Genomic DNA, 24,456 nt, shown 5'->3' with positions numbered 1-24,456 from the left:
GCGTCCAGAATGTCATGAGGGGTCCCCTTAGGACGAAAAATGTCCTAAGGGGACCCCTCATGACACTTACCCGGGCCGAGACCCGTCAGTCGGACTTGGTAGCCGGTTTCTCCGCCTTGGCGACGGGCTCCTCGGCGACGGCCTTCTCCTCGGGAGTCTCCTCGGCCGGAGTCCCCTCGGCAGAGGGCTCCTCCGCCGAAGCGGCGGCGGGTTCGTCGAAACTCTCCGGCAGCCGCTTCAGGTGCTTGGTCATCGACCGCACCAGCAGCGCGACGGCGATCAAGAACAGGATCAGGATCAGGAAACCCACCGGCGAAGACTTGCCGAAGTCCTCACCCTGGCCGCCGTTGTCGCCGTTGCCGGGCTGCTGCGCCAGGAACTGCGACGACACCGTCACCGGAACGACGGCGAACGCCGGCACCACGAAACTCATTTAGCCCTCCTTCAAGCCGGCGAACAGATCGTCCTCCGGCAGGGTGCTGTCCACCAGCGAGCGGACCAGCTCGTACTCCTCGGTCGGCCAGACCTCGCGCTGCAGGTCGCGCGGGACGGCGAACCAGCGGCTGTTCGGGTCGATCTGGGTGGCGTGCGCCTTGAGGGCCTCGTCACGCTGCTCGAAGTAGTCGCCGCATTCGACGCGGGTGGTCACCCGGTCCATGACGTCGGCCTTCTCCGGGTCCCACGACTTGAGCCACTCCTCGTACGGCGACTCCAGGCCACGCGCGATCAGGGCGTCGTGGAAGATCGTCATCCTGGCGCGCGAGAACCCGTGCACGTAGTACAGCTTCATCGGCTGCCACGGCTCGCCCGCGTCCGGGTAGCGCCCGGCCTCGCCGGCGGCGTCGAAGGCCGCGACCGAGATCTCGTGCGTGCGGATGTGGTCGGGGTGCGGGTAACCGCCGTTCTCGTCGTAAGTGACGATCACGTGCGGGCGGAACTCGCGGATGACCTTGACCAGGGCGCCGGTCGACTCTTCGAGCGGGATGACCGCGAACGAGCCCTCCGGGACCGGGGGCAGCGGGTCACCCTCGGGCAGGCCCGAGTCGATGAACCCGAGCCAGGCGTGGCTCACGCCGAGGATCTTGGCCGCGCGGGCCATCTCCTCCCGGCGGATCTCGGTCATGTTGGCCAGCACTTCGGGACGGTCCATGGCCGGGTTCAGCACACTGCCCGCTTCGCCACCGGTACAGGTCACGACCATGACCTCGTGCCCCTCGGCGGCGTACCTGGCCATCGTGGCGGCGCCCTTGCTCGACTCGTCGTCGGGGTGCGCGTGCACCGCCATCAGGCGGAGGCGTGACTTCGGCGGTTCATTGGCTAGCACCATGCTCCGAACGTCCCCTTCTCGTTCCCTATTCCCCTGCCACCCTGCCTGACGGCCCGCCCGGCCGGGCGCGGATACTCGAGGGGAACCACTCGCATACGACCCCATTGTCCCTGCGAGCACGACGACACCGACCGGGAGGCCCGGGTTGAGCACGGGACAGGACGCTCCCACCGCGGAAAGCACCCGAACGGACGTGCCCGGGGGCCGGTACGGGAAGTCCCGCGCCGCGAAGCCCGCCCGCTGGCGGCGCGTGCTGTTCGGGGCGATCGCGCTGCTGGTCGGCGGCGGTCTCGCCTACGCCATGTACCTGAACTTCGGCAGCGCGCCCATCGACGGCGAGCGCGTCTCGTTCGCCGAGAAACCGGGCGACGCGATGGAGATCACCATCAACGTGACCAGGGACGACGTGAACCGTCCGGGCGTGTGCGTCGTCCGCGTCCGAGACAAGGCCGGGGCCGAAAGCGGGCGCAAAGAGGTCCTTGTTCAGCCTGGTTCGAAGAACAGCAGGGTGACGACCACCATCAAGAGCATTGGAAAGCCGGTCACGGCTGATATCTTCGGATGCTCATACGACGTACCACGGTACCTGTCAAGGCCATAGCGGCCAACGGGGTGAAACAGGCGCCCAACGCCGAGGCGCGACCGAAATGACCGGCGGCGATACCTCGCGCCGTGTTACTCTGATCTACCGGCACGGCCCAAGACGGGCCGTGTTTTTCCTTTATCTCAACCAGGTCGGCACGCCTTGCCGGTCTGGCGGCCGGCTTGTACACCCAAGCCTGGCAGGCCCCTACGAGGAGATGGTGACCGTGAGCGACACCAAGGTGACCTGGCTGACCCAGGATGCCTACGACAAACTCAAGCAGGAACTCGACCACTACATCGAGCTCCGCCCGGTCATCGCTGCGAAGATCAACGACAGCCGCGAGGAGGGTGACCTCAAGGAGAACGGGGGTTACCACGCCGCCCGCGAAGAGCAGGGTCAGCACGAAGCCCGCATCCGCCACCTCCAGGAACTCCTCCGTTCGGCCAAGGTGGGCGAGCCGCCCGCCAACGACGGCAGCGCGGGACCGGGCAAGGTCCTCACCGTGCGTTACGACGGTGACGACGAGGACGAGAACTTCCTCTTGGCGACTCGCGAAGAGGGCACCGAGGGCGATCTGGACGTCTACTCGCCGGAGTCTCCCCTCGGCAAGGCGCTGCTCGGCGCCAAAGAAGGCGAAACCAGGGAGTACGAGCTGCCCAACGGCAGCATCCAGAAGGTGACGCTCGTCAAGGCCGTGCCGTACACCGGCAAGTGAGTCATTCCGGTCTCCGCAAGGGCGCCCAGCGCCCGGCGGAGACTTCACCGGCGCGCGCCGCTTTGCGGCCGAAGGCCCCGGAAACTCGATGAAGAGGCGCCCCCGTACGCAGCGCGAGTCGACTGCGAACCGGCGCCTCTTCGGCGAGTTTTCGTCAGCGCGCCGATCGACGCTGCGCCCGGCCCGATATGGCCGGGCGCGCATATGAGCCGTTAGCGTGACCTCCGGAGAAATCTGGAGGGAAACGATGAGCGAGCTACCGATCTGCGTCGCCTGCGGCATGCAGTACGCGGAATCCCGGTCCGACTGCCCGATCTGCGAGGACGAACGTCAGTACGTCCCGCGGGCCGGGCAGCAGTGGACCGATCTGAACACCGTCCGCGCGAGCGGGACGTACACGGCTCGCATCGAGGAGCAGGGACCCGGTCTCCTCGGTGTCGGGTCCACCCCCAACTTCGCCATCGGCGAGCGGGCACTGCTGGTCAAGGCCGAATCCGGCAACTTCCTGTGGGACTGCGCGGGCTTCATCGACGACGACCTGGTCGCCCAGGTCCGTGAACTCGGCGGGATCACCGGCATCGCGATCAGCCACCCGCATTACTACACCACCATGGTCGAGTGGGCCCACGCCTTCGACGTGCCCGTGTACCTGCACGAGGGCGACAGGCAGTGGATCGGCAGGCCGGATCCGGCGATCAAGCTGTGGAGCGGCGCGACCCTCGACGTCGCCCCCGACCTGCGGCTGATCAACCTCGGCGTGCATTTCGCCGGCGGGACCGTGCTGCACTGGCCGGGCGGGGAGAACGGTCGCGGCGCGGTGCTCTCCGGCGACATCCTGCAGGTCATCCCGGACCGGCGTTTCGTCGGGATGATGTACAGCTACCCGAACCTGATCCCGGAGCGCCCGGAGATCGTCCGCCGCGCGGCCGAGATGCTCGAACCGTACGAGTTCGAGGCGATCTACGGCGCCTGGTGGGACGCGATCATCCGCACCGACGGGCACGAAGCCGTCCAGCGCTCGGCGAAGCGATACCTGGCCCAGGTGAGTTAGCTCCGGGCCAGCCGTTCCAGCAGCGGCCGTACGCGCGGCGGAACCGGCGTCGACAACGCGATCGACGTCGACGTCCGCCGCACGTACGGCGCGCCGACCACCTCGTCCACCACCCGCTGAAGGTCGTCGTTGTTGCGCGCCACCATGCGCACGAAGAGGTCGCCCTGACCGGTGGTCGCGTGGACCTCGCACACCTCGTCGATCGCGGACAGCGCCTCCGCGACCTCGGCCCGGCGGCCCTGCGCGATCTCCAGGACGGCGAACGCGGTAAGGCCGTACCCCATCGCCGCGAGGTCGAGTTCGGGCGGGAAGCCGCCGAGGATCCCGCGTTCGGTCAGCCGGTCCAGCCGGGCCTGAACGGTGCCCCGCGCGACCCCGAGCCGGCGGGCGCATTCGAGCACACCGAGCCGGGGCGAGTCGGTCAGCAACAGCAGCAGCCGCGCGTCCAGTTCGTCAAGCGATTCCGACATCGCGCTTACCTCCTACGCAGGTTGTCCACTATGACTGCGCCGTCCCCCTCTTCACTGGACATAGTGCGCAGTAAAATCTTTGACCATTGCACATTTTGTCACGCCCTCCGATGCTTCAGGGTATGACGCACACAGTGGAACCCCAGGGTGCTCTTGACGACGTGAGCTACGACCAGCTGCGTCAGCTCGTCGGCCTCGTCGACCACGACTCTTCGACCGATCCCTTCCCGGTGAAGTCGATGGACGCGGTGGTGTTCATCGCGGGCAACGCCACGCAGACCGCGTGGTTCTACCAGGTCGCGTTCGGCATGCAGCTCGTCGCGTACTCCGGCCCCGAGACCGGGAACTTCGAGCGCAAGTCGTTCGTGCTGAAGTCCGGCTCGGCCCGTTTCGTGATCACTGGCGGCGTCAAGCCCGACTCCGAACTGCTCGACCACCACCGCCGCCACGGTGACGGCGTCATCGACCTCGCCCTCGAGGTCGCCGACGTCGACCGCTGCATCGACCACGCCCGCGCGCAGGGCGCCACCGTCCTCGAAGAGCCGCACGACGTCTCCGACGAGCACGGCACCGTCCGGATCGCCGCGATCGCGACCTACGGCGAGACCCGCCACACGCTGATCGACCGGTCGAAGTACACCGGCGTCTACCTGCCCGGCTACGAGCCGCGCGAGAGCAAGATCGTCCGCCCCGAGGGCGCGCCGAAGCGGCTGTTCCAGGCCGTCGACCACTGCGTCGGCAACGTCGAACTCGGCAAGATGGACTACTGGGTCGACTGGTACCACCGTGTCATGGGCTTCGTGAACATGGCGGAGTTCGTCGGCGACGACATCGCGACCGAGTACTCGGCGCTGATGAGCAAGGTGGTCTCCAACGGCAACCACCGCGTCAAGTTCCCGCTCAACGAGCCGGCGATCGCGAAGAAGAAGTCGCAGATCGACGAGTACCTCGAGTTCTACGGCGGCGCGGGCTGCCAGCACATCGCGCTGGCCACCAACGACATCGTCGCGACGGTGAAGGCGATGCGCGCGGCGGGCGTCGAGTTCCTCGACACCCCGGACTCCTACTACGACGACCCGGAGCTGCGCGCGCGGATCGGCGAGGTCCGGGTGCCGATCGAGAAGCTCAAGGAGCACCGCATCCTGGTCGACCGCGACGAGGACGGCTACCTGCTGCAGATCTTCACCAAGCCGATCGGCGACCGCCCGACGGTGTTCTACGAGCTCATCGAGCGGCACGGTTCGCTCGGCTTCGGCAAGGGCAACTTCAAGGCCCTGTTCGAGGCCATCGAGCGTGAACAGGAACGTCGCGGCAACCTCTGACCCCGGCAGTTCGCAGGGCTGAAAGGGCTCCTCATCGCACTTGGTGCGGTGAGGAGCCCTTTCGCTGCGTGACGGGTCCGACTTCGTCGGCGGCGAGTGGTACACCGGACGGGAACTAAACTTCGAGCGCACCCGGAACCGGAGGCTCCCCCGGACCGTCAGTGTGAAGACGTCAGCACGCAGCTTGGAAGGGTCCCGATGCCGGACAACGTCGACGCCAGCGAACGCATGGTGGACAACTGGACGAAGCAGATCCAGGAGACCGCCGCGCGCTATCAGGCGATGGCCGCCCGCGTGCAGGGCCAGACCGTGACCGAGCGGTCGAAGGACAACACCATCGAAGTGACGGTCGATTCGAAGGGCCTGCTCAAGAACCTGGTGATCTCCGAGGCCGTGAGCGGCAAGCGGATGGCCGAGGTCTCGGCGCAGGTCATGCGGCTCGTGCAGCTCGCGCAGTCGCGGATCCCCGAGCTGTTGCAGCAGGCGATGGCCGAAACCGTCGGCACCACCGACGAGACGGCGAACCGGGTGATCACGGAGGCGCAGAGCACCTTCCCGGAGGCTCCGCCCGAGGAGGACCTCGCCCCGCCGGAGCCCGAGCGGCATCACCGCTTCGGTCCGGAGGAGGAAGAACCCCCGCTGCCGCCGTCCTCGCAGACGAGCCCGCCCCAGAATCCACCTCAGCCGAAGCCGATCCCGCGCCGCCGCCGCTCGCAGGACGACGATGACGACGACTTCGGCGGCAGCATCCTTTCCTAGAACGTCCATCCGGCCTGGTAGAGGGGAGAAACCATGGCAGGCAAGGGTTACGAGCTCGGCGCCGACCTCGACGCGCACTCCAAGCAGATCGACGGCATCGCCGACGGGCTGCGCGGCGCGGTCGACGCAGCGCAGCAGGTGAGCATGCCGACCGACGCGTACGGCATCATCTGCCAGCCGTTCCGGATGATGCTCGACCCGGTCGAGGAGTTCGGCATCAACGCGCTGAACAAAGCCGTCGAGGCCGCCACCGCGGTGGCGAACAACGTGCGTTCGGCGTCCAACGCCTACCGGACACAGGACGAGAACTTCGCCGCCGAGTTCAAGAACGCGCAGGTGCCTGACTGATGCCAGAGGGAAACCCGCTCGTCGCGAAGGCCCCGACCGACGGGGACGGCCCGGGGCCGCTGACAGCCGGGAACAGCGACTACGGCTACGGGGCGGGCATCGGCGTCGCCGAGTCGGCCATGGACGCCTTCAACGGCATCTCGAGCGGAGACTGGATCGGCGGCGGGCTCGGCGTGCTGAGCCTCGCCGGCGAGCTCGCCAGCGCCGCGATCGACCCGTTCGGCTACCTGATGTCGTCGGTGGCGTCGTTCCTGATGGAACACATGCAGCCGCTGAAGGACATGCTGGACGCCGTCGCGGGCGACCCGCCGGTCATCCAGTCGTACTCCGAGACCTGGGGCAACGTCGCCAAGAAGCTGGAAGACACCCAGGTCGAGTTCTCGAACGCGGTCAAGAACGGCACCACCGGCTGGACCGGTGACGCGGCCGACAAGTACCGCGAGCAGGCCGCGGAACAGGCGGAGGCGATCAGCGGGGCGGCGACCGTCGCCGGCGCGATCAGCACCGTGGTGATGATCTTCGGCGAGATCGTCTCGTTCGTCCGCGAATTCATCCGCCAGCTGATCGCGGACGCGGTCGGCAAGCTCATTTCCTGGGTCTTGGAGACGGTGTTCTCCCTCGGCTTCGGCACGCCCGTGGTGGTCGCGCAGGCCGTCACCGCGATCGCCGAATGGGCCGCGAGGATCGCCGACAAGCTCAAGGAACTCTGCGACGCGATGCGGCGGGTCTCGCCGCTGCTGGGCAAGCTGGCCGACGTCTTCGAGAAGATCATCAAGGTCTTCGGCAAGATCGCGGGCAAGGTCACCGGCCTGGACGTGATCAACACCAGGAACATCAAGCCGGGCGGTTTCGTCCAGCGCGGTGGCCGCGGTGGGTCCGGCGGGCCCGACGGTGGCGGCACCGGATCCGGTTCCGGGGACGGTCCGGACGGCGACGGTTCCGGCAGCGGGTCGGGCGACGGTTCCAACGGCTCGAACGGCTCCGACGGCGACTCGGGTGGTTCCGGCGATTCCGGGTCGAACGGCGACTCCGGCGGATCGCGCCAAGGCGATTCCGGCGGAGACTCCCCGTCGAGTGCCACCCGTGGCGGTGACGGCGGCGGTTCTTCGTCCACAAGGGACGGCGGCGGCTCGCAGTCCCGCTCCGACGGCGGATCACCCGGTCGCACCGGGGATGGCGACGGACCGTCCACTTCGGACAACGGACTCGGCGGCACGCCCGACGGCGGTGGCGGCTCTCCCAGTGCCGCCCGGTCCGACACGTCGGCCCCGCACACCCGGTCCGACGGTGGTTCTCCCGGCGATTCCGGCACCCCGAACCGCACGCCCGACGGCGGCTCACCGAGCCCGAACCGCGCGGACACCGGCGGTTCGCCGAGCCGCACACCCGACGGCGGTTCCCCGGCACCGCACACCCGCACGGACAGCAGCGGATCCCCCAGCCACACACCCGATGCCAGCTCGTCGACACCGCACACCCGCGCCGACACCGGCGCCTCCCCCAGCCACACACCCGACGGGGGCTCCCCCGCACCGCACACCCGCACGGACAGCGGCGGCTCCCCGAGCCACACACCCGACGGCAGCTCGTCGACACCGCACACGCGAGCCGACACCGGCGGCTCCCCCAGCCACACGCCGGACGCCGGTTCCCCCGCACCGCACACCCGCGCGGACAGCGGCGGTTCGCCGAGCCACACCGGCGACGGCGGCGGCGCGCCCCGGACGCACGGCGGTGACGGCGGCGGTTCGCCCACCCCGCGCTCCGACCCGTCGCCCGGCCACCACACCGGCGACAACGGCAGCCCCACCAGGCCGACCGACAGCGGCACGACGACCAGCGGCACCGCGCCCACGGCACCGCGTGTCGGCGACGCCGGCCCGTCCCACCTTCCGTCGCAGCGTGGCGGTGCCGGCGGCGACGGTTCGCCCGGTGTCCCGCCCCAGGGTCAGCCGATGGCAGGCGGCATGCCGCCGCAAGGCGGTCCGGGTGGCGCCCCCGGCGGCACCCCGGGTTCGCCCGGCGGCAGGCCGCCGGGCGGCGGCTGGACGGGCACGCCCGGTTCGCCGCGCACGCCAGACCCGCACGGTCCGCGTACTCCCGACACCCACACCGGCCCCAGCCGCGGCCCAGGTCAGACAGGCCCGGGTGGACGGCCGAACCAGCCGCATCAGCCGCAGCCGGTCGCGCGCGGCAACGACTTCGGCCCCGGCGTACAGCCGCACACCGGCACGCCCGGTTCACCGGGCACGCACGGCCCCGGCAACCGGCCCGGCAACAGCGGTCCCGGCAACACGGGGCCGGGCGGCCGAGGCCCCGGCGGCCACTCCGGGCCGCCGCATTCGCCGGACGGTCACGGCCCCGACGGGCACGGTCCGCGTCAGGACCCGAACGGCCACCCCGACGGTTCACCGCACGACCGGGGTCCCGACGGCGAGCCGGATCGTCCGCTGACGCCGGACGAGGTCAACCAGCGGCACTCCGAGGGCACCCCCGCGGGCAGCTCGTACCACCGCGGCGACCCGGACATGGGCGACCTCCCGCACCGGGTCCAGCCGGATCCGGACGGCCGCTACACCGTCGACGTGCACGTCACCCCGGATGGGCACGCCCGCATCGGCAACCGCACCTACACCCCGGAGGAATTCGCGGACATCCTGCGCCGCAACGGGGACTACGACGGCCGCCCGATCCGGCTGATCGGCTGTGACGCGGGCTCGAACGACTTCGCGCGCCGTCTGTCGCGGGAACTCGACACCGAGGTCATGGCGCCGAGCAAACCGGCGTGGACCGACTCGAACGGGCGCGTCTTCTCGTCCGACTACGAGATCGGCCCCGACGGCCGCCCCCGGCCCAAGATCCCGCCGAACGGCGAATGGGACGTCCACAGCCCCGACGGCACCGCCCGCCGGGCGAGCGACGACGGCTTCACCCCGGACACCTCGCACGCGGACAAGCACGACGTGGACGCCGACAGCGCCCGCGACCGCGGCCAGGGCGACGACCACAACCCCCAGCACCAGATCGAGGGGCGCTGGGAAGAGCCCGACTTCACCCCGCCCGCGCGCCCCGTCCAGCTGGGCGGCGACCAGTCGTTCTTCGACCCGACGACGCCTCCGCGCAAGCTCGACGCGAACACCCGGTACGACGTCACCGACGCGGACGGCAACGTGCGCAGCCGGGTCTACACCGACGCGAACGGCAACGTCACGCACGTCGACGCCGTCGCGCCGAACAAACTGAACGGCCCCGGCAACCCGGAGATCATGCGCCCGGCGCCGAACTCCGACTACCGCGTGCAGGTCGGCCATCGGAACGACACCTTCCCGACCGACGCGGACGGCAACGTCCGGACGGTGACGCACACCGATGTGAAGACCCAGCACGGCCGCCAGGACGTGACCAGGATCGACCACATCGAGTCGCCGCCGAAGCCCCGTGACCAGGTGCGGATCGAGGCCGACGACCCGCGGGCGCCCGGCGCGAACGACGCGTTCAGCCGGCGCACCGACCTCGAACCGAACACCCGCTACCACGTCACGGACGCCGACGGGAACCCCCGCGGCAGCTTCCAGACCGACGGCGACCGCAAGGTCAGGTGGGTCGAAACCCCCGAAAGCACACCGGACCGGCCGAACCCCGAACTCCGGGAACCGCTGCCCGACAGCAACTACCGGATCGACCGGGGGCCGCTTCACGAGGAGTACCACGTCGGGCCGGACGGGCGGCCGGAACACGGCCAGGAGTTCAACCCGCCGTCACCGCAGGGCGATTCGGTCCCGCACCCGAACGCGGTCCGGCAGGACCAGCCCTTCAACCGCCTCCACGCCAACGAGGACGGCAGCCCGAAGCTCGACGCGGACGGCAATCCCACGCTCAAGCCGAACAGCGTGCACCAGCCGACCGACGAGTACGGGCATCCGCGAGGCGACTTCTACACCGACGACACGGGGCGCATCACCCACGTCGACACCACCAGTGGTCAACGCGGCCGGACGAACTCCGAGGTGGGGGCCGCCGAGGGCGCGGACATCACCCAGGACGGTCATTACGGCACCAAGAACGCCAGCAAGGTCCAGGATTCCTGGCCCGCTCCCGATCGCGAGCTGACCTACTCGCATCAGCCGCCGCCGGGAAGCAAGGATCCGCGCGGATTCGTCGACGGCGACCCGGACGCGATCAGCGACGCCGAGCGAAAGGCGATCAGCGACAAGATCGCCGCCAAGGATCCGATCGCGGGCCGCGACAACCTGCCGCCCAACACGCGCATCCACGTGGTGGACAAGGACGGCCTGCCATACGGCTCGTTCCAGACCGGGCCGGACGGCAAGATCACCCACCTGCACACCGGGCAGCCGTTCAACCCGGATCTGAACTATCCGCCGCCCAACGCGACCATCCGCGTCGATCACGGCCTGGAAATGCACGACAAGGACGGCAACCCGTTGCACCGTCGTTCACCGGGCGAGATCCACCGCACCGACGAGCGGGGCAACTCGGTGGTGACCTCCGCACCGCCGGATCCCGGTGGCGCCAGCAATATCCGGCGCGACGGCACGGCGCAGTCCACGGTCGGCGCGGAAGGCGGGAAGGACGCGTCGGGGAAGAACATCGACGACGGCGGCCATCACCGCGGCACGTCCGTCGGCGGCTCCGGCGAAGGGAACAACCAAGGCACGCAAGGTCGCGTGGACAACAGCAACGCGGGCGCCAAGGAGGTCGAAGGGATCTACGACCCCAAGGACAGCTGGTACCAGATGGAGCGGGATCGGGACGACAGCGGCCTCGCCGGTACGTTGGAGAACGAAGATGTCTTCGAGCTCCGGGATCCCGGCGTCAACGACTCGCACACCCGCCAATACCGTGCCTACGGTCCGGACGCCGAAGGCCGGATCTCGGTAATCGTCAGGAGCTTCCCCAATGACCACAACGACCCACTCTGGCCCCGTGACTTCCGGGGGTGAGAGTCACGAGGACCTGATCCAGCAGCTCGGCACCGCGCTGCTGAATCTCGTCCCCGTGGAAGGCTGGCGGCGCATCGACCTGGTCAGCGCGATGACGGTACCGGCGCAGGACCTCGGCCTCACCGTGATCATGGACGACGGTTCCCGGCCGGAGATCGCGCCGCCGCACGAGCTGAACGTGATCCTGGCGAAGCTGCGCACGCTGCTGTACCAGCGCGGCCGCGGCACCTGGTTCTCCGCCCGGATCTCGATGAACCCGCCGGGGGCGATCTTCTACAACTACAACAACGACTACGAACCGGTGCTCACTCCGCCGATGGAGCCGGAACACTACGTCGAAGACCTGAAGATGTTCCCCAGGGATCCTGACCACATCCCGGCTTGGCTCGGCGAGAAGCTCGCGGCGGCGGAAGACAAGGAGCGGAACTGATGCCCATGCCCGTTGTGCCCACGAGCGCGGCACAGGCCAATCAGCTGTTCAAGGAGTTCACCACCTGGATGGTGCATTCCGTACCGTCGGATTACGAGCAGCTGTTCCTCGTCTTCCGTTCCGTGGGCGACTACGTCGAGATCTCCGCCAACGTGCTGACCGTGATGGGCACGAGCACGCCGTGGACGCCGCCGTCAGGGGTCGCGGACTTCTTCGTGGACCTGCGGGACAGCATGGCGCAACCGGGCGAGGGAGCTTGGACCTCTGTCCGGTACCACATGGTGCACCCAGGCGGGTACTCCACGGAGTACGACTGGGACGGCGAACCCGCTTGGGATCACGTCCCACCCGCCCGGTTCTTCGCCCAGGAACTGGAGCGCTACCCGCGAACCGGCGAGCGCGCGGAGTGGCTTCAGCGACGTGCCGCCGGCCAGGCGGACTGATCATCGGTGAGTGAGGGGACATGAGCCGGCCACAGGCGCCGTTGAACCAGCAGCAGCAACAGCAGCTCGTCTGGCAGATCGGCCATGCCCTCGCGACGCCGCTGCCGCCCGGCTGGCGGCAGATGCGCGTCGAGTACCGGGCGGCGGGCAGGCACGTCGAGGCCGACCTGCTCGTCACCGGTCAGGACGGGCTGCCGCGCCCGGTCCAGCCGAGTCCGGAAGCGGTGCAGCTGCTCGGGAACCTGCGGGCGGGGATGTACCAGCCCGGCCGGGGCACCTGGCTGAGCGCCATCCTGGTCTACGGCTCGGCGACCGTGCTCAGCACCGACTTCCTCGCCGACGTCGAGCCGCCGTGGCGGCAGGCGCCGCCGCCGATCGGGTTCCAGGACGAACTCCGGTTCTTCCCGCGGGCGGAGCAGAACATCCCGCCGTGGCTGCGGCAGCGCATCGGTCTCGACGTCGCTCCGCCCGCCGGGGCGCCGGTGGCCACCCCCGCCGCCGAGACCCCGGAGGACTTGCGCTCACCACGCGTCTACGACGCTCTCGACGAGTCGGGCCGTCCGGTGGTGAACCGTGAGCCGTTGTCCCCGGCCGAACGGGACCGCGTGCTGGAGTACCTCGACGGCGCTCCGGTCGTGCTGGCGTCGCGGAGCTACGACGCCGACGCGTTCGATCCCGACCGGGAACCGTTGGTGCCGTTGAACTTCCGGACGGACGGCCGCTGGTACTGGCCGGGCGCGGTCGCCTACTACCTGCGCGAGCACGACGTGGCCCCCGATCCCGAACTGCTCGGTCACATCCGGGCGTCGCGCTTCACCTTGCCCGAGGTCGGCGAGCCCGAACGCGAACTCGCGGTCGCCGCCATCACGGGACAATCGTCCACTTAGGACTCATCGATCCGGCCGATGATCCGGACCGCTCGGCGTCCGGATCATGCCACCGGGCGGATACGTCACGTGACAACTTCGCCATCCGGGTACTCTTGACGTCGGCGGCGAAGGCGACCAGGGAGCACACATGGCACGGGGGAACATCGGCAGGGTCCGGACGACCCGCTCCGCCGGGTTGCTCCCGGTCGTGCTGGCGCTCACTTCGGCCGCCCTGCTGACCGGCGCCGCCGTGTACACGGTCGATCGCGCCGGCTGCGTGGACCCGGGCCAGTACATCCGGCACGACAACCACATCGAACTCGTCGGCGGCTGCGTGGACGGCGCCGAACTGCCCGCCGCACCGCAAGGGACCTCGCACGAGGCGGACGCGAAGAGCGGCGCGACACCCGGCAACTTCCGCCCGTAACCGGGGCATTTCCTCCCACCACACCGCGCTGACCAGCGCGAACAGAGCAAGGGACCCTTGCTCACGTTCGTTAGCGTGCTAACCAACGTGAGCAAAGGTCCCTTGCTTCCGCCCTGGGCCCGGCGGCGGTCAGCCCAGGGCCTTGGCCAGATCGTCGACCAGGTCGCTGCCGTCCTCGATGCCGACGGACAGGCGCAGCAGGTTGTCCGGCACCTCCAGGGTCGACCCGGCGGTGCTCGCGTGGGTCATCCGGCCCGGGTGCTCGATGAGCGATTCGATCCCGCCCAGCGACTCGGCGAGGATGAACAGCTTCGTCTTCGACGCGACCTCGAGCGCGGCCTGCTCACCGTCAACGTGGGTGAACGAGATCATCCCGCCGAACCGCCGCATCTGCTTCGACGCGACTTCGTGGCCGGGGTGCTCCGGCAGGCCGGGGTAGTAGACGCGCTCGACCTTCGGGTGCTTCAGCAGCATCCGGGCGATCAGCTCGGCGTTGTCGCTGTGCCGCTCCATCCGCAGCGCGAGCGTCTTGATCCCGCGCAGGGTCAGCCACGCGTCGAACGGGCCGGGCACCGCGCCCGCCGCGTTGCGCAGGTAGAACAGCTGCTCGCGGAGCTCGTCCTCGTTCGTCAGGATCGCGCCGCCGACGACGTCGGAGTGCCCGCCGAGGTACTTGGTCGTCGAGTGCAGGACGACGTCGGCACCCAGCGAAAGCGGGTTCTGCAAGTACGGGGTGGCGAAGGTGTTGTCGACGACCAGGCGGGCGCCGGCGCCGTGCGCGACCTCGGCCAGCGCGGCGATGTCGGCGATCCCCAGCATCGGGTTCGTCGGCGACTCGCACCAGATCAGCTTCGTCTCCGGCCGGATCGCGGCGCGGACCTCGGCGATGTTCCCCAGGTCGGCGACCGTGTGCTCGACGCCCCACAGGCTGAGCACCTTGTCGATCAGCCGGAAGGTGCCGCCGTACGCGTCGTTGCCGAGCACGAGGTGGTCACCGGGCCGCAGGGTCGCCCGCAGCAGGACGTCACTGGCCGCCATCCCGGACGCGTAGGCCAGACCGTGCCGGGCTCCTTCGAGCGCCGCGAGCGCGACCTCCAGCGCGGTGCGCGTGGGGTTGGCGGTGCGGGAGTACTCGTAGTCGCCTTCGCGCGTTCCGCCGACGCCGTCCTGCGCATAAGTCGAGGTCTGGTAGATCGGCACGATGACCGCGCCGGTCCGGGGGTCAGGGGTCTGCCCGGCGTGGATCGCGCGTGTCTCGAAGCCCAGCAGAGAGTAGTCGTCGGCCATACAGTCCAGGGTACGACCACACCCTCGAGATCCCATCGTCTGGGATCGAACTCACCACTGGCCGGGTGGCGGGGCCTGCTGCTGGGGACCGGGAACCGGAGGAGGTCCGGCTGGTGGATACCCGGGCGGATATCCGAAGTTCGACGGCATGGCGGTCGCGGGCTGCTTCTTGGCCGCGATCCAGCGCCCCGTCGGTGGGAGCAGCGCGAGCACGAGGGTCGGGATCGCCGGTATCAGCACCAGGATGAGAAGCCAGCCGAAACCGAAGTGCAGGAGTACCCCGCTGTAGGAGAAGAAAAAGAACGAGCCGGTCGCCCGGAACACAAAGGCCAGTGCCACGCAGACGAGCGCGATCCCGGCTCCGATCACGGTGAGTATCCGTCCGGCGCCTTTGCCCAGAAGCAGCAGGATCCCGCCGCTCAGGAGCAAGGCCGCGGTGACGAAGTCGAGCACCGCGCCGATGACGAGGAAATCGACGGTGAAATCGACGAGCTCGATGACGTGGAAGGCGACTCCGGCGAGGAACCAGAGCCCACCGAGGATCCCGAAGATCCCGGCGATCATCCCGGTGGCACCGCTCGGTCGCCGTGCCGTTCCCGGCGGCGGATAAGCACCGGGTGGCGGATATCCACCCTGCGGCGGGTACTGCTGAAACGTCATCGCTCCCCCTGTCGAACTCTTCGGCTCATCCTGTCAGCCCGGCTACCAGCCGGGAAGCCGATCCTGCTTCGAAGGCTCTTCCTCGGGGCCCCGCCGTCCTTCGAGCCAATCCGAAGTCGACCGGACCACCGAGAGCACCAAGGCGGCGACGGCCATCCCGAACAACAGGAAGGTGGCGAAGTCGCTCGTGATCAACGGTTCCCCGTCCACCTCGGCGAAGAAATAGGGCCGGATGTCGCCGTTCGCGAGGACGGAGGCCGCCAGCGCGAGCGCCGCCCCGACGACCACGAGGGTGCGGCCGAGGAACTTCCGCATGAGCAGCAGGACGCCGCCCAGGAACAGGGTGGCCACGAGCAACCCGTTCCAGGCGACCCCCACGAAATACCGCGGCTCCGGTTCGAAAACCGCGAGCTGCATGACGAAGGCTCCCGCTTCGGACAGGTACCGCATGCCGCACAGGAAGGCGAGGACGGCCGCGCCGATGGCGGTCCCCGAAGACTGATCAGTACTCATGAACTCCCCCAAGCCGAGTTGAAGGATCCACGATCTCACCAACCGCGTGGCTGGGGAAGCTGATTCCGCGGCCGGTAGGGCTGCGCCGGCGTCGGCCGCCAGCGCAGGTACTTCAGCGTCGGCGGGATGACCGCGAAGATCAGCGTGAACGGGGCGACCACGAACAGGGCCACCCGCGCGATGGCGGCGAACGACTCGAACTCGAACTGCAGGCGGAAGTACAGACCGTAGGAAGCGTTGAACGCCAACGGTTCCAGCAGGACTGCGGCGATCACCATCAGCGAACCGAGCGTCAGCAGCACCGCGCCGGCGACCGAGCGGAAGAACGCCGACAGCGCCCCGATCAACAGGAGCAGCGCGGCCAGCAGGTACAGCCCCAGCGCGGTCAGCACGAGACCGGGCATGTCACCGATGCTGAACCCCGGTGGCAGCTCGAGGAAGAAGTAGACCGGGAGGTACCCCGAGGTACCCGCGGCGATCAGCCCGAGGAACCCCGCGATGATCGCCGTCGCCCCGTTCGGCCGGGCTTGCGGCGGGTGATAGCCGAATCCGGGAGGGCCGGGCTGTCCGGGATATCCGTACGGACCGCTCACGTCGCCCCCATCGGCCGGTCTGGGTTAACGGCGCTCACCCTAGCCCGGTGAACCTGGCCGCGGCAGGTGAATCCGAAGACATCCGCGAAAACAGAACGCCCCCGGCCGACGGGCCGGGGGCGTTCCGGGAGAAACCGTTCAGTGGTGGCGAATCACCACTGCTGCGGGGGCTGACCGGGCTGCTGACCCGGCTGGCCGAATCCGCCGCTGGGCGGACCCTGCTGTCCGGGCTGCTGCCCGAAACCACCGGGCTGCTGCGGCTGGCCGAAGCCACCCTGCGGCGGCTGACCCGGCTGCCCGAAACCACCGCTGGGCGGACCGGCCTGTCCGGGCTGCTGCCCGAAACCGCCGGGCTGGCCCTGCTGCGGGAAACCACCCGAAGGCGGGCCAGGCTGGCCGGGCTGGCCGTAGGGACCAGGCTGCGGCTGACCGTACGGACCGGGCTGCCCCGGCTGGCCGAAGCCACCCTGCGGCGGGCCGCCGAAACCGCCGGGCTGGCCGCTCTGCGGCGCGCCGAGCACCGAACCGCCACCGCCGAGACCGACGAACTGCGCGGTCGCCGGGATGAGACCCACCACGCCCACGATCACGATCAGGATGCCGAAGATCAGGTGCGGCAAGCCGATCCCGATGCTGGCGCCGCTCGGGACGCGGTCGCCCGACGCGGTGGTGGCGCCCAGGAGCAGGATGCCGAAGAGGAGCAGCAGCGCGCCGCCCGCGGTGACCGCGATCGGCACGATCTTCTTGATCGAGGCCGGGAGCTTGCCCGCCAGGGCGAGGCCGGCACCGGCCGCCGTCGCGATGAGCGAAGCGACCAGAAGCAGGATCACGTAGAGCCAGACGGTGCCGGGCGAAGCCAGGCCGAACTGGTCGAGAAGCTTGTTGACAGCCTCTTCGCCGAGCTTGGATGACTGGGCGTCGATGCCTTCGGAGTACTCGCTCGCGTCGCCGAAGTAGACGAAGCTGAAGATCAGCGCGAGAAGACCGAGAAGGCCGACGAGGCCACCGGCGATGAAACCGAACAGCGGGTTCCCGCCGCCACCACCGGCGGGAGCGGGGCTGTAGCCCTGCGGTCCGCCGAAACCGGGCTGCTGGCCGAATCCGCCCTGGGGCGGTCCGCCGAAGCCCTGCTGCGGCTGGCCGAAACCGGGCTGCGGCTGGCCCTGCGACGGGTCGAACCCACCCTGCGGGGGACCGCCGAAGCCCTGCTGCTGACCGAAACCGCCACCCTGCGCGCCGTAGGCACCGGCGGCGGGGTTGTCGGCCGCGCTCGGCGGCGGGGCGTACGGGATGGCGGGCGGCTGCGAACCAGGCGGCACGAGCTGGGTGGACTCGCTGGCGGGGGTCTCCCCGCCCGAGCTCACCGGCTGCACGACCTGCGTCGCGTTCGCGTCGCCGGAACCCGGCTGGACCGGCTGCACGACCTGCGTGGGCTCCGGCGTGTCGCCGAACCCGCCACCCTGGGGCTGCTCATAGGTGGGCTGCTGCCCGTACTGCGGTTGCCCGTAGTCGGGCTGGGCCGGCGGCTGGCCGGGCTGCACCACCTGGGTCGGTTCCGGGGAACCGAACGGGTTGTCTTGCTGCGGCTGAGGGCCACTCGGGGGTCCCTGCGGTGGCTGGGCGCCACCCCAAGGCTGATTCGGTGGCTGCGGAGCACTCATTTGGGTCTTGAACCCCCTTGACGAGGACATAAAAGTTCAACTCAACCGACACGCTATCGGATAGCCGGGTGGGCCGCTCGTAACGCCCCGGCCCGACCATCCGATGAAATACCTCTTTACCGTCCCGCGAGAAACGCGAGCAGGTCGTGCCGGGTGACGACCCCCGCCGGCTTGCCGTCGACCAGCACCAACGCGCCGTCCGCGCCCGAGAGCGCGTTCATCGCCGAACTCACCTGTTCGCCGGCGCCGATGGTCGGCAGCGGCGGCGACATGTGCTGTTCGAGCCTGTCGGCCAGCTGCGCCTTGCCGGTGAAGAGCGCTTCGAGCAGATCGCGCTCGTTGACCGCGCCGACGACCTCGGCCGCCATGACCGGCGGTTCCGCGGAGACGACGGGCATCTGGCTGACGCCGAACTCGGAGAGGATCGCCACCGCTTCGGCGACGGTCTCGTTCGGGTGACTGTGCACCAGGCTGGGCAGCGAGCCGCTCTTCTTCATCAGGACGTCGCCGACGGTCGCGCCGCTGGAGTCCGGCGGCAGGAAGCCGTACGAGGACATCCAGCTGTCGTTGAACACCTTGGTGAGGTAGCCGCGGCCGCCGTCGGGCAGGAGCACGACGACGACGTCGTCCGGGCCGAGGCCCTCGGCGAGCTTGAGCGCGGCGGCGACGGCCATACCGCACGAGCCGCCGACGAGCAGTCCTTCTTCGAGCGCGAGGCGGCGGGTGATGTCGAAGGAGTGCGCGTCCGACACCGCGATGATCTGGTCGGCGACGTCCCGGTCGTAGGTCTCCGGCCAGAAGTCCTCGCCGACGCCCTCGACCAGGTACGGCCGCCCGGTCCCGCCGGAGTACACCGAGCCCTCGGGGTCCGCGCCGACGACCTGGACGCGGCCGTCGCTGACCTCCTTGAGGTACTTGCCGGTGCCCGAGATGGTGCCGCCCGTGCCGACGCCCGCGACGAAATGCGTGATCTTGCCCTCGGTCTGGCGCCAGAGTTCCGGGCCGGTCGAGTGGTAGTGGCTGGCCGGGTTCTCCGGGTTGGCGTACTGGTTCGGCTTCCAGGCGCCCTCGATCTCGCGCACGAGGCGGTCGGAGACGTTGTAGTAGGAGTCCGGGTGCTCCGGCGCCACCGCCGTCGGGCAGACCACGACACGGGCGCCGTAGGCCTTGAGCACGTTGCGCTTGTCCTCGCTGACCTTGTCCGGGCAGACGAACACGCACTTGTATCCCTTGCGCTGCGCCACCATGGCGAGCCCGACACCGGTGTTGCCGGAGGTCGGTTCGACGATGGTGCCGCCGGGCTTCAGCTCGCCGGAGCGCTCCGCGGCTTCGATCATCCGCAGCGCGATGCGGTCCTTGACGCTGCCGCCGGGGTTGACGTACTCGACCTTGGCCAGGATGAGCGGCTGCAGCCCCTCGGCCAGTGCGTTCAGCTTGACCAGAGGGGTGTTGCCCACGAGGTCCACGATGTGCTCGACGTATTCCACGCTGACAGCCTAAACGCCGCAGGTCGCGATATGTCCACTCAACCGGCCGGGGCCACGGGTCACGTCGGAAAGAGTGGCGTGGATCGCGTTCGCCTTTGACCCGCACCTCCCTCCGGTGGAGGATGCGAGGTGAGCAACCGCTTAGCGCGTGTCTGGATCGAGAACAAGGGAGTGTCGTTCCATGCCCGAAGCCGTCATCGTGTCCACCGCCCGATCCCCGATCGGCCGCGCCGGCAAGGGATCGCTGGTGAGCATCCGCCCGGACGATCTCACCGCGCAGATGGTCCGCGCCGCGCTCGACAAGGTCCCCGAGCTCGACCCGACGCAGATCGAAGACCTCATGCTGGGCTGTGGTCTCCCCGGTGGCGAGCAGGGCTTCAACATGGGCCGCGCGGTCGCCGTCGAACTCGGCTACGACCACCTGCCCGGCTGCACGATCACGCGGTACTGCTCCTCCAGCCTCCAAACCACCCGCATGGCGCTGCACGCGATCAAGGCCGGCGAAGGCGACGTGTTCATCTCCGCCGGTGTCGAGACCGTTTCGCGCTTCGCCAACGGCAGCTCGGACTCCTGGCCGAACACGCACAACCCGCTGTTCGCCGATGCCGAGGCCCGCACCGCGCAGGTGGCGGCCGAGGGCGCCGACAGCTGGACCGACCCGCGCGAGAACGGCGTGCTTCCCGACGTCTACATCGCGATGGGCCAGACCGCCGAGAACCTGGCGCGGTTGAAGAACGTGTCCCGTGAGGAGATGGACGAGTTCGGCGTCCGTTCGCAGAACCTCGCCGAGAAGGCGATCGCGGACGGCTTCTGGGCCAACGACATCACCCCGGTGACCCTGCCGGACGGCACCGTGGTCTCGAAGGACGACGGCCCGCGCGCCGGTGTCACCCTCGAAGGCGTCTCCGGCCTCAAGCCGGTCTTCCGCCCCGACGGCCGGATCACCGCGGGCAACTGCTGCGCGCTCAACGACGGTGCCGCGGCGCTGATCGTCATGTCCGACACCAAGGCGAAGGAACTCGGCCTCACGCCGCTGGCCCGCGTCGTCTCGACCGGTGTTTCCGGGCTGTCGCCGGAGATCATGGGCTACGGCCCGGTCGAAGCGTCGAAGCGGGCCCTCGCGCGCGCCGGGATGTCGATCGGCGACATCGACCTCGTCGAGATCAACGAAGCGTTCGCCGCGCAGGTCATCCCGTCGTACAAGGACCTCGGGATCGACCTCGACAAGCTGAACGTCAACGGCGGCGCGATCGCTGTCGGCCACCCGTTCGGCATGACCGGCGCGCGGATCACGTCCACGCTGATCAACTCGCTGCGGCACCACGACAAGCAGTTCGGCCTCGAGACGATGTGCGTCGGCGGCGGCCAGGGCATGGCGATGGTGCTGGAGCGCCTCTCCTGACCTCCTGAACTGCGAAAAGAGAGCAAGGGACCTTTGCTCACGTTCGTTAGCACGCTAACTGACGTGAGCAAAGGTCCCTTGCTTCTTCCCCGGCCCTAGTGGGTCATGATCGGCGGGGCCGCGGCGACCTCACCGTCGACGCCTTCCGGCAGCGCCGGCTTGGTCTTCGGCAGGAACGCCGCCGGGATCAGGCACAGCGCGAGCAGGATCATCGACCACAGGAACGTCGTCGAGAACGAGTCCGCGGTCAGCCCCGAAGCCGCCTCGTGCGTCGCCGGGTTCATCACCGCGGCGGTCGCGGCCAGCTGCCCCTGCGCGGTCGGCACGCCGAACTTCCCGGCCAGCAACGCCGCCAGGATGATCGACAGCACCGCGGCGCCGATCGCCCCCGCGGTCTGCTGCAGGATGTTCGTCGCTGTCGACGCCTTCGCCATGTCCTGCGGCTTGAGCGTCTGCAGCGCGGCCGAGGTGATCGGCATCATCGTCGCGCCCATGCCGAGCCCCATCACGAACAGCGCCGAAAGCAGCAGCCAGTAGGGCGTCGTCGCGGTGAGCTGGGTGAAGGCGATCAGCCCGGCGAGCATCAGCACGAGACCGGGCAGCACGATCTTCCGCGCGCCGATCTTGTCCGCGAACCGGCCCGCGATCGGCATGGTCAGCATCGCGCCGACACCCTGCGGGGCGAGCAGAAGACCGGCGTTCATCGCCGATTCACCACGCGCCAGCACGAAATACGTCGGCAGGAGCAGCATCGCGCCGAAGAACGCGACGCAGAAGAAGGTCATCGTCACCATCGCGACGGTGAACGACCGGTTCTTGAACAACTTCAGGTCGAGCAGCGGGTTCGCGACGCGGTTCGCCCGGACCACGAACGCCACCAGCAACGCGATCCCGGCCAGCGCGGGCAGCCAGACGTCGACAGCGCCGACACCGCCCGCGGCCGGGATGTTCGAAACGCCGAAGATCAGCGCCGCCAGGCCCGGCGACACCATCAGCATGCCGATGAAGTCGAACCGCTCGCTGGGCTCCGGCCGGTCCTTCGGCAGCAGGCGCCAGGCCATCGCCATGGTGATCAGGCCGATCGGCACGTTGATGTAGAAGATCCAGCGCCAGCTCACCGCGTCGACCAGCCAGCCGCCGAGGATCGGGCCGCCGATCGGGCCGAGCAGCATCGGCACCCCGAGCACGCCCATCACGCGCCCGATCCGGTGCGGTCCGGCGGCCCTGGTCAGGATCGTCATTCCGGCGGGCATCAGCATGCCGCCGCCGAAGCCTTGCAGGACCCGGAAGATGATCAGCGATTCGACGTCCCAGGCCATTCCGGCGAGCATCGATCCGATCAGGAACAGCCCGATCGCGGTCATGTAGAGCCGCTTGGTGCCGAACCGGTCGGATGCCCAGCCGGTGACCGGGATGACCGTGGCCAGCGCCAGCATGTAACCGGTCGCGATCCACTGGATGGTGTCGAACGACGTCTGGAACTCGATGGTCAGTTTCTGGAGCGCGACGTTGACGACGGTCGTGTCGAGGATCGCCATGATCGCGCCGAGGATGACGACGCCGGCGACCTTGAGCACGCCCGCGTCGAGTTTGTCGCCGCCCGGTGCGGCCGGGCTTTGCGTTGACATGAAGAATCCGTCCCTGATGTTCAGTGGACGCGACAACCCCCGTGGTCGCGACTACGAAGTCGACGCCCGGCACGCGCCGGGCCTTCCCCAACCGAGCTTGTGCATTAATGCGCAAGCTCAGGCATGTAGCCGAGGGTAGCCGAACACAGGTTTTACATGCCAACTTTTTCCCCGTACGCGGGCCGAAAGGGCAAGCCCGCATACGGGATGTCACAAAGAGTGATCAGCAGACGCTGTCCGTCGGGGCCGGGTTGCCGAGCCCGAACAGCGGCCGCAGCTTGAGCCCGATCCAGGTGCCGCCGAGCGCGAAGACACCCCACAGCCAGCCGTGCAGGCTGCCGACCGAGATACCGCCGAGGTAGGCGCCGATGTTGCAGCCGCCCGCCATCCGCGCGCCGACACCCATCAGGATCCCGCCGAGCACGGCGGCGAGAGCCGTCCGCCACGGGATCGAGCTGTGGATCTTCCACGCGCCCGCCGCCGCGGCCGCGACCCCCGCGCCGATCATGATGCCGATGTCGGTGAGGCTGTTCTTGTCCTTCCAGATCGGCCCGGCCAGCGAAGCCGCGTTCGCCTTGAGCCGCCAGAACTCCCAGGTTTCGGGGTGCAGGCCGAACACCTGAAGGATCTTGGCGCCCCACAGGCTGAAAGCGCTCGTGACGCCCCAGATCCCGCCGGACACCAGGAACACCGCGCCCGCGAGTACCCCGAGGACGACGGCGCCGACGAGGATCGGCCAGGAGCCGCGGTAGATCCGGGCGAAACCGCGCGCGGTCGGGACGACGTCGACCGGCGGCGGGTTACGGCGCTTCTGCACGAACCGGGTGCCCAGCACGATCGCGGCGAGGACGGCGATGGTGATCGCCCACGAACCGAACCAGCCGACGTGGTCGGCGAGCAGGATCCCCTTGAACTCGGGCCAGCCCGAAAGCAGCGGATACGCCCACGTGTAGAGGACGGAGCCGGTGATGAACCCGCCGAGGGTCAGCACGATCGTCGACTGCCCGGAACCGACCGCGAACAACGTTCCCGAAGCGCACGCGCCGCCCAGCTGCATACCGATGGCGAAGATCGTCGCGCCGACGAACAGCGCGAGCCCCAGCCCGCCCGCGGTCGGGTTCGGTTTGCTGCCGAAGAGGCCTGATCCCGTGCCGACGATCAGCGCGATCAACGTCGCGGCCGTGCCGAGCAGCAGCGTGTGCGCCCGCAGGCCCTGACCGTTTCCGACCGCGATCAGCTGGCGCCAGGCCGAGGTGAACCCGAATCGGGAGTGGAAAAGCGCGAGGCCGAGCAGCAGGCCGAGGACGAGCAGGACACCGAACTTCGCCCCGTGCGCCGCCCAGACGTACCAGGTCAGTCCGACCGCGAGGGCACCCGCGACCGCGAGCGGAACGATCTTGACCGGCTCCTCCGGTCGCGGGACCGGGGCGGCGCAGGAGGTCGGGAAGTCGAGGAGCTTCTTCTCACCGGCTTGGGTTTCCGTCGTCGCCACCAGGGACTCCAGATCGATCGGC

At 69.2% G+C, this 24,456-nt stretch carries 23 protein-coding genes; 12 read left to right on the top strand and 11 right to left on the bottom strand.

Annotated features, from left to right (window positions below):
- Positions 1–85: 85 nt before the first annotated feature.
- Both ACFWMR_RS08540 and mca read right to left on the bottom strand, forming a co-directional pair.
- The gene (locus ACFWMR_RS08540; protein ID WP_378377928.1) at positions 86–433 is read right to left on the bottom strand and encodes a hypothetical protein; all 348 of its coding nucleotides are present in this window, start codon (positions 431–433) and stop codon (positions 86–88) included.
- Entirely contained in the window at positions 434–1,327 is an 894-nt protein-coding gene (gene mca, locus ACFWMR_RS08535; RefSeq protein WP_093938896.1) for a mycothiol conjugate amidase Mca, read from the bottom strand. It abuts the gene before it with no gap.
- Between the two features lie 145 nt (positions 1,328–1,472).
- Between mca and ACFWMR_RS08530 the strand changes: the two genes are divergently transcribed.
- From ACFWMR_RS08530 to ACFWMR_RS08520, 3 genes are all read left to right on the top strand, one after another.
- Entirely contained in the window at positions 1,473–1,928 is a 456-nt protein-coding gene (locus ACFWMR_RS08530; protein ID WP_378377927.1) for a DUF4307 domain-containing protein, read from the top strand.
- Between the two features lie 199 nt (positions 1,929–2,127).
- Positions 2,128–2,628 carry a transcription elongation factor GreA gene (greA, locus tag ACFWMR_RS08525; protein WP_378377926.1) on the top strand — a complete coding sequence of 167 codons (501 nt, stop codon included), beginning with the start codon at positions 2,128–2,130 and terminating at the stop codon, positions 2,626–2,628.
- Between the two features lie 247 nt (positions 2,629–2,875).
- Positions 2,876–3,679, top strand: coding sequence for an MBL fold metallo-hydrolase (locus ACFWMR_RS08520; protein ID WP_378377925.1), 804 nt, complete (start codon positions 2,876–2,878; stop codon positions 3,677–3,679).
- Here ACFWMR_RS08520 and ACFWMR_RS08515 read toward each other — a convergent pair.
- Positions 3,676–4,149: an Lrp/AsnC family transcriptional regulator gene (locus ACFWMR_RS08515; RefSeq protein WP_093938893.1), complete on the bottom strand. Its 474-nt coding sequence runs from the start codon at positions 4,147–4,149 to the stop codon at positions 3,676–3,678. The genes ACFWMR_RS08520 and ACFWMR_RS08515 overlap by 4 nt on opposite strands.
- Positions 4,150–4,271: 122 nt before the next feature.
- Between ACFWMR_RS08515 and hppD the strand changes: the two genes are divergently transcribed.
- The 8 genes from hppD (at position 4,272) to ACFWMR_RS08475 (ending at position 13,711) form a co-directional block, all read left to right on the top strand.
- Positions 4,272–5,471 carry a 4-hydroxyphenylpyruvate dioxygenase gene (hppD, locus tag ACFWMR_RS08510; protein WP_093938892.1) on the top strand — a complete coding sequence of 400 codons (1,200 nt, stop codon included), beginning with the start codon at positions 4,272–4,274 and terminating at the stop codon, positions 5,469–5,471.
- Positions 5,472–5,669: 198 nt separating this feature from the next.
- Positions 5,670–6,230: a YbaB/EbfC family nucleoid-associated protein gene (locus ACFWMR_RS08505; protein WP_378377924.1), complete on the top strand. Its 561-nt coding sequence runs from the start codon at positions 5,670–5,672 to the stop codon at positions 6,228–6,230.
- A gap of 33 nt (positions 6,231–6,263) precedes the next feature.
- Positions 6,264–6,578 (top strand): type VII secretion target, encoded by a 315-nt coding sequence (locus ACFWMR_RS08500; RefSeq protein ID WP_005167944.1) that lies wholly within the window; start codon positions 6,264–6,266, stop codon positions 6,576–6,578.
- Positions 6,578–11,542: a hypothetical protein gene (locus tag ACFWMR_RS08495; RefSeq protein WP_378377923.1), complete on the top strand. Its 4,965-nt coding sequence runs from the start codon at positions 6,578–6,580 to the stop codon at positions 11,540–11,542. Before ACFWMR_RS08500 ends, ACFWMR_RS08495 begins: the two co-directional genes overlap by 1 nt.
- The gene (locus ACFWMR_RS08490) at positions 11,526–11,972 is read left to right on the top strand and encodes a hypothetical protein (RefSeq protein WP_244199941.1); all 447 of its coding nucleotides are present in this window, start codon (positions 11,526–11,528) and stop codon (positions 11,970–11,972) included. The genes ACFWMR_RS08495 and ACFWMR_RS08490 overlap by 17 nt, the downstream gene beginning before the upstream one ends.
- Positions 11,972–12,415 carry a hypothetical protein gene (locus ACFWMR_RS08485; protein ID WP_378377922.1) on the top strand — a complete coding sequence of 148 codons (444 nt, stop codon included), beginning with the start codon at positions 11,972–11,974 and terminating at the stop codon, positions 12,413–12,415. Before ACFWMR_RS08490 ends, ACFWMR_RS08485 begins: the two co-directional genes overlap by 1 nt.
- Before the next feature lie 20 nt (positions 12,416–12,435).
- Positions 12,436–13,302 (top strand): ferredoxin, encoded by an 867-nt coding sequence (locus ACFWMR_RS08480; protein ID WP_378377921.1) that lies wholly within the window; start codon positions 12,436–12,438, stop codon positions 13,300–13,302.
- 130 nt (positions 13,303–13,432) lie between these two features.
- The gene (locus ACFWMR_RS08475; protein WP_378277044.1) at positions 13,433–13,711 is read left to right on the top strand and encodes a hypothetical protein; all 279 of its coding nucleotides are present in this window, start codon (positions 13,433–13,435) and stop codon (positions 13,709–13,711) included.
- Between the two features lie 129 nt (positions 13,712–13,840).
- Here ACFWMR_RS08475 and ACFWMR_RS08470 read toward each other — a convergent pair whose 3' ends face one another.
- The 6 genes from ACFWMR_RS08470 to ACFWMR_RS08445 all read right to left on the bottom strand — a co-directional run bounded on the left by ACFWMR_RS08470 (position 13,841) and on the right by ACFWMR_RS08445 (position 19,912).
- Positions 13,841–14,998, bottom strand: a complete 1,158-nt coding sequence (locus ACFWMR_RS08470; protein WP_093937894.1) for a cystathionine gamma-synthase — start codon at positions 14,996–14,998, stop codon at positions 13,841–13,843.
- Positions 14,999–15,049: 51 nt separating this feature from the next.
- Positions 15,050–15,658: a hypothetical protein gene (locus ACFWMR_RS08465; protein ID WP_378377920.1), complete on the bottom strand. Its 609-nt coding sequence runs from the start codon at positions 15,656–15,658 to the stop codon at positions 15,050–15,052.
- A gap of 42 nt (positions 15,659–15,700) precedes the next feature.
- Positions 15,701–16,171, bottom strand: coding sequence for a hypothetical protein (locus ACFWMR_RS08460; protein WP_167406357.1), 471 nt, complete (start codon positions 16,169–16,171; stop codon positions 15,701–15,703).
- Positions 16,172–16,206: 35 nt separating this feature from the next.
- Positions 16,207–16,764, bottom strand: a complete 558-nt coding sequence (locus ACFWMR_RS08455) for a hypothetical protein (RefSeq protein ID WP_093937891.1) — start codon at positions 16,762–16,764, stop codon at positions 16,207–16,209.
- A 152-nt stretch (positions 16,765–16,916) separates the two neighbouring features.
- Positions 16,917–18,308 carry a hypothetical protein gene (locus ACFWMR_RS08450; protein ID WP_378377919.1) on the bottom strand — a complete coding sequence of 464 codons (1,392 nt, stop codon included), beginning with the start codon at positions 18,306–18,308 and terminating at the stop codon, positions 16,917–16,919.
- Between the two features lie 233 nt (positions 18,309–18,541).
- Positions 18,542–19,912, bottom strand: a complete 1,371-nt coding sequence (locus ACFWMR_RS08445; protein ID WP_378377918.1) for a cystathionine beta-synthase — start codon at positions 19,910–19,912, stop codon at positions 18,542–18,544.
- 181 nt (positions 19,913–20,093) lie between these two features.
- Between ACFWMR_RS08445 and ACFWMR_RS08440 the strand changes: the two genes are divergently transcribed.
- A complete protein-coding gene (locus ACFWMR_RS08440; protein ID WP_093937888.1) occupies positions 20,094–21,314 on the top strand; it encodes an acetyl-CoA C-acetyltransferase in 1,221 nt (406 codons plus the stop codon).
- A gap of 95 nt (positions 21,315–21,409) precedes the next feature.
- On the opposite strand, the gene ACFWMR_RS08435 is transcribed toward ACFWMR_RS08440, so the two are convergent.
- A complete protein-coding gene (locus ACFWMR_RS08435) occupies positions 21,410–22,942 on the bottom strand; it encodes a DHA2 family efflux MFS transporter permease subunit (RefSeq protein WP_093937887.1) in 1,533 nt (510 codons plus the stop codon).
- 223 nt (positions 22,943–23,165) lie between these two features.
- On the bottom strand, positions 23,166–24,434 hold the full coding sequence (locus tag ACFWMR_RS08430) for a YeeE/YedE family protein (RefSeq protein ID WP_093937913.1): 1,269 nt from the start codon (positions 24,432–24,434) through the stop codon (positions 23,166–23,168).
- Between the last annotated feature and the right edge of the window lie 22 nt (positions 24,435–24,456).

The organism is Amycolatopsis thailandensis, from assembly GCF_042723255.1.
In the GTDB taxonomy this organism is placed as follows: Bacteria; Actinomycetota; Actinomycetes; order Mycobacteriales; family Pseudonocardiaceae; genus Amycolatopsis; species Amycolatopsis thailandensis.
Note: the sequence above shows the minus strand (reverse complement) of the source record. Positions and strands in the feature narration are given on the sequence as shown.

Bases quoted from the DNA above. Each gene is read 5' to 3' on its own strand.
- ACFWMR_RS08540 (WP_378377928.1), bottom strand. From the start codon at position 433: ATGAGTTTCGTGGTGCCGGCGTTCGCCGTCGTTCCGGTGACGGTGTCG.
- mca (WP_093938896.1), bottom strand. From the start codon at position 1,327: ATGGTGCTAGCCAATGAACCGCCGAAGTCACGCCTCCGCCTGATGGCG.
- greA (WP_378377926.1), top strand. From the start codon at position 2,128: ATGGTGACCGTGAGCGACACCAAGGTGACCTGGCTGACCCAGGATGCC.
- ACFWMR_RS08520 (WP_378377925.1), top strand. From the start codon at position 2,876: ATGAGCGAGCTACCGATCTGCGTCGCCTGCGGCATGCAGTACGCGGAA.
- ACFWMR_RS08515 (WP_093938893.1), bottom strand. From the start codon at position 4,149: ATGTCGGAATCGCTTGACGAACTGGACGCGCGGCTGCTGCTGTTGCTG.
- hppD (WP_093938892.1), top strand. From the start codon at position 4,272: ATGACGCACACAGTGGAACCCCAGGGTGCTCTTGACGACGTGAGCTAC.
- ACFWMR_RS08505 (WP_378377924.1), top strand. From the start codon at position 5,670: ATGCCGGACAACGTCGACGCCAGCGAACGCATGGTGGACAACTGGACG.
- ACFWMR_RS08500 (WP_005167944.1), top strand. From the start codon at position 6,264: ATGGCAGGCAAGGGTTACGAGCTCGGCGCCGACCTCGACGCGCACTCC.
- ACFWMR_RS08495 (WP_378377923.1), top strand. From the start codon at position 6,578: ATGCCAGAGGGAAACCCGCTCGTCGCGAAGGCCCCGACCGACGGGGAC.
- ACFWMR_RS08485 (WP_378377922.1), top strand. From the start codon at position 11,972: ATGCCCATGCCCGTTGTGCCCACGAGCGCGGCACAGGCCAATCAGCTG.
- ACFWMR_RS08480 (WP_378377921.1), top strand. From the start codon at position 12,436: ATGAGCCGGCCACAGGCGCCGTTGAACCAGCAGCAGCAACAGCAGCTC.
- ACFWMR_RS08475 (WP_378277044.1), top strand. From the start codon at position 13,433: ATGGCACGGGGGAACATCGGCAGGGTCCGGACGACCCGCTCCGCCGGG.
- ACFWMR_RS08470 (WP_093937894.1), bottom strand. From the start codon at position 14,998: ATGGCCGACGACTACTCTCTGCTGGGCTTCGAGACACGCGCGATCCAC.
- ACFWMR_RS08465 (WP_378377920.1), bottom strand. From the start codon at position 15,658: ATGACGTTTCAGCAGTACCCGCCGCAGGGTGGATATCCGCCACCCGGT.
- ACFWMR_RS08460 (WP_167406357.1), bottom strand. From the start codon at position 16,171: ATGAGTACTGATCAGTCTTCGGGGACCGCCATCGGCGCGGCCGTCCTC.
- ACFWMR_RS08440 (WP_093937888.1), top strand. From the start codon at position 20,094: ATGCCCGAAGCCGTCATCGTGTCCACCGCCCGATCCCCGATCGGCCGC.
- ACFWMR_RS08435 (WP_093937887.1), bottom strand. From the start codon at position 22,942: ATGTCAACGCAAAGCCCGGCCGCACCGGGCGGCGACAAACTCGACGCG.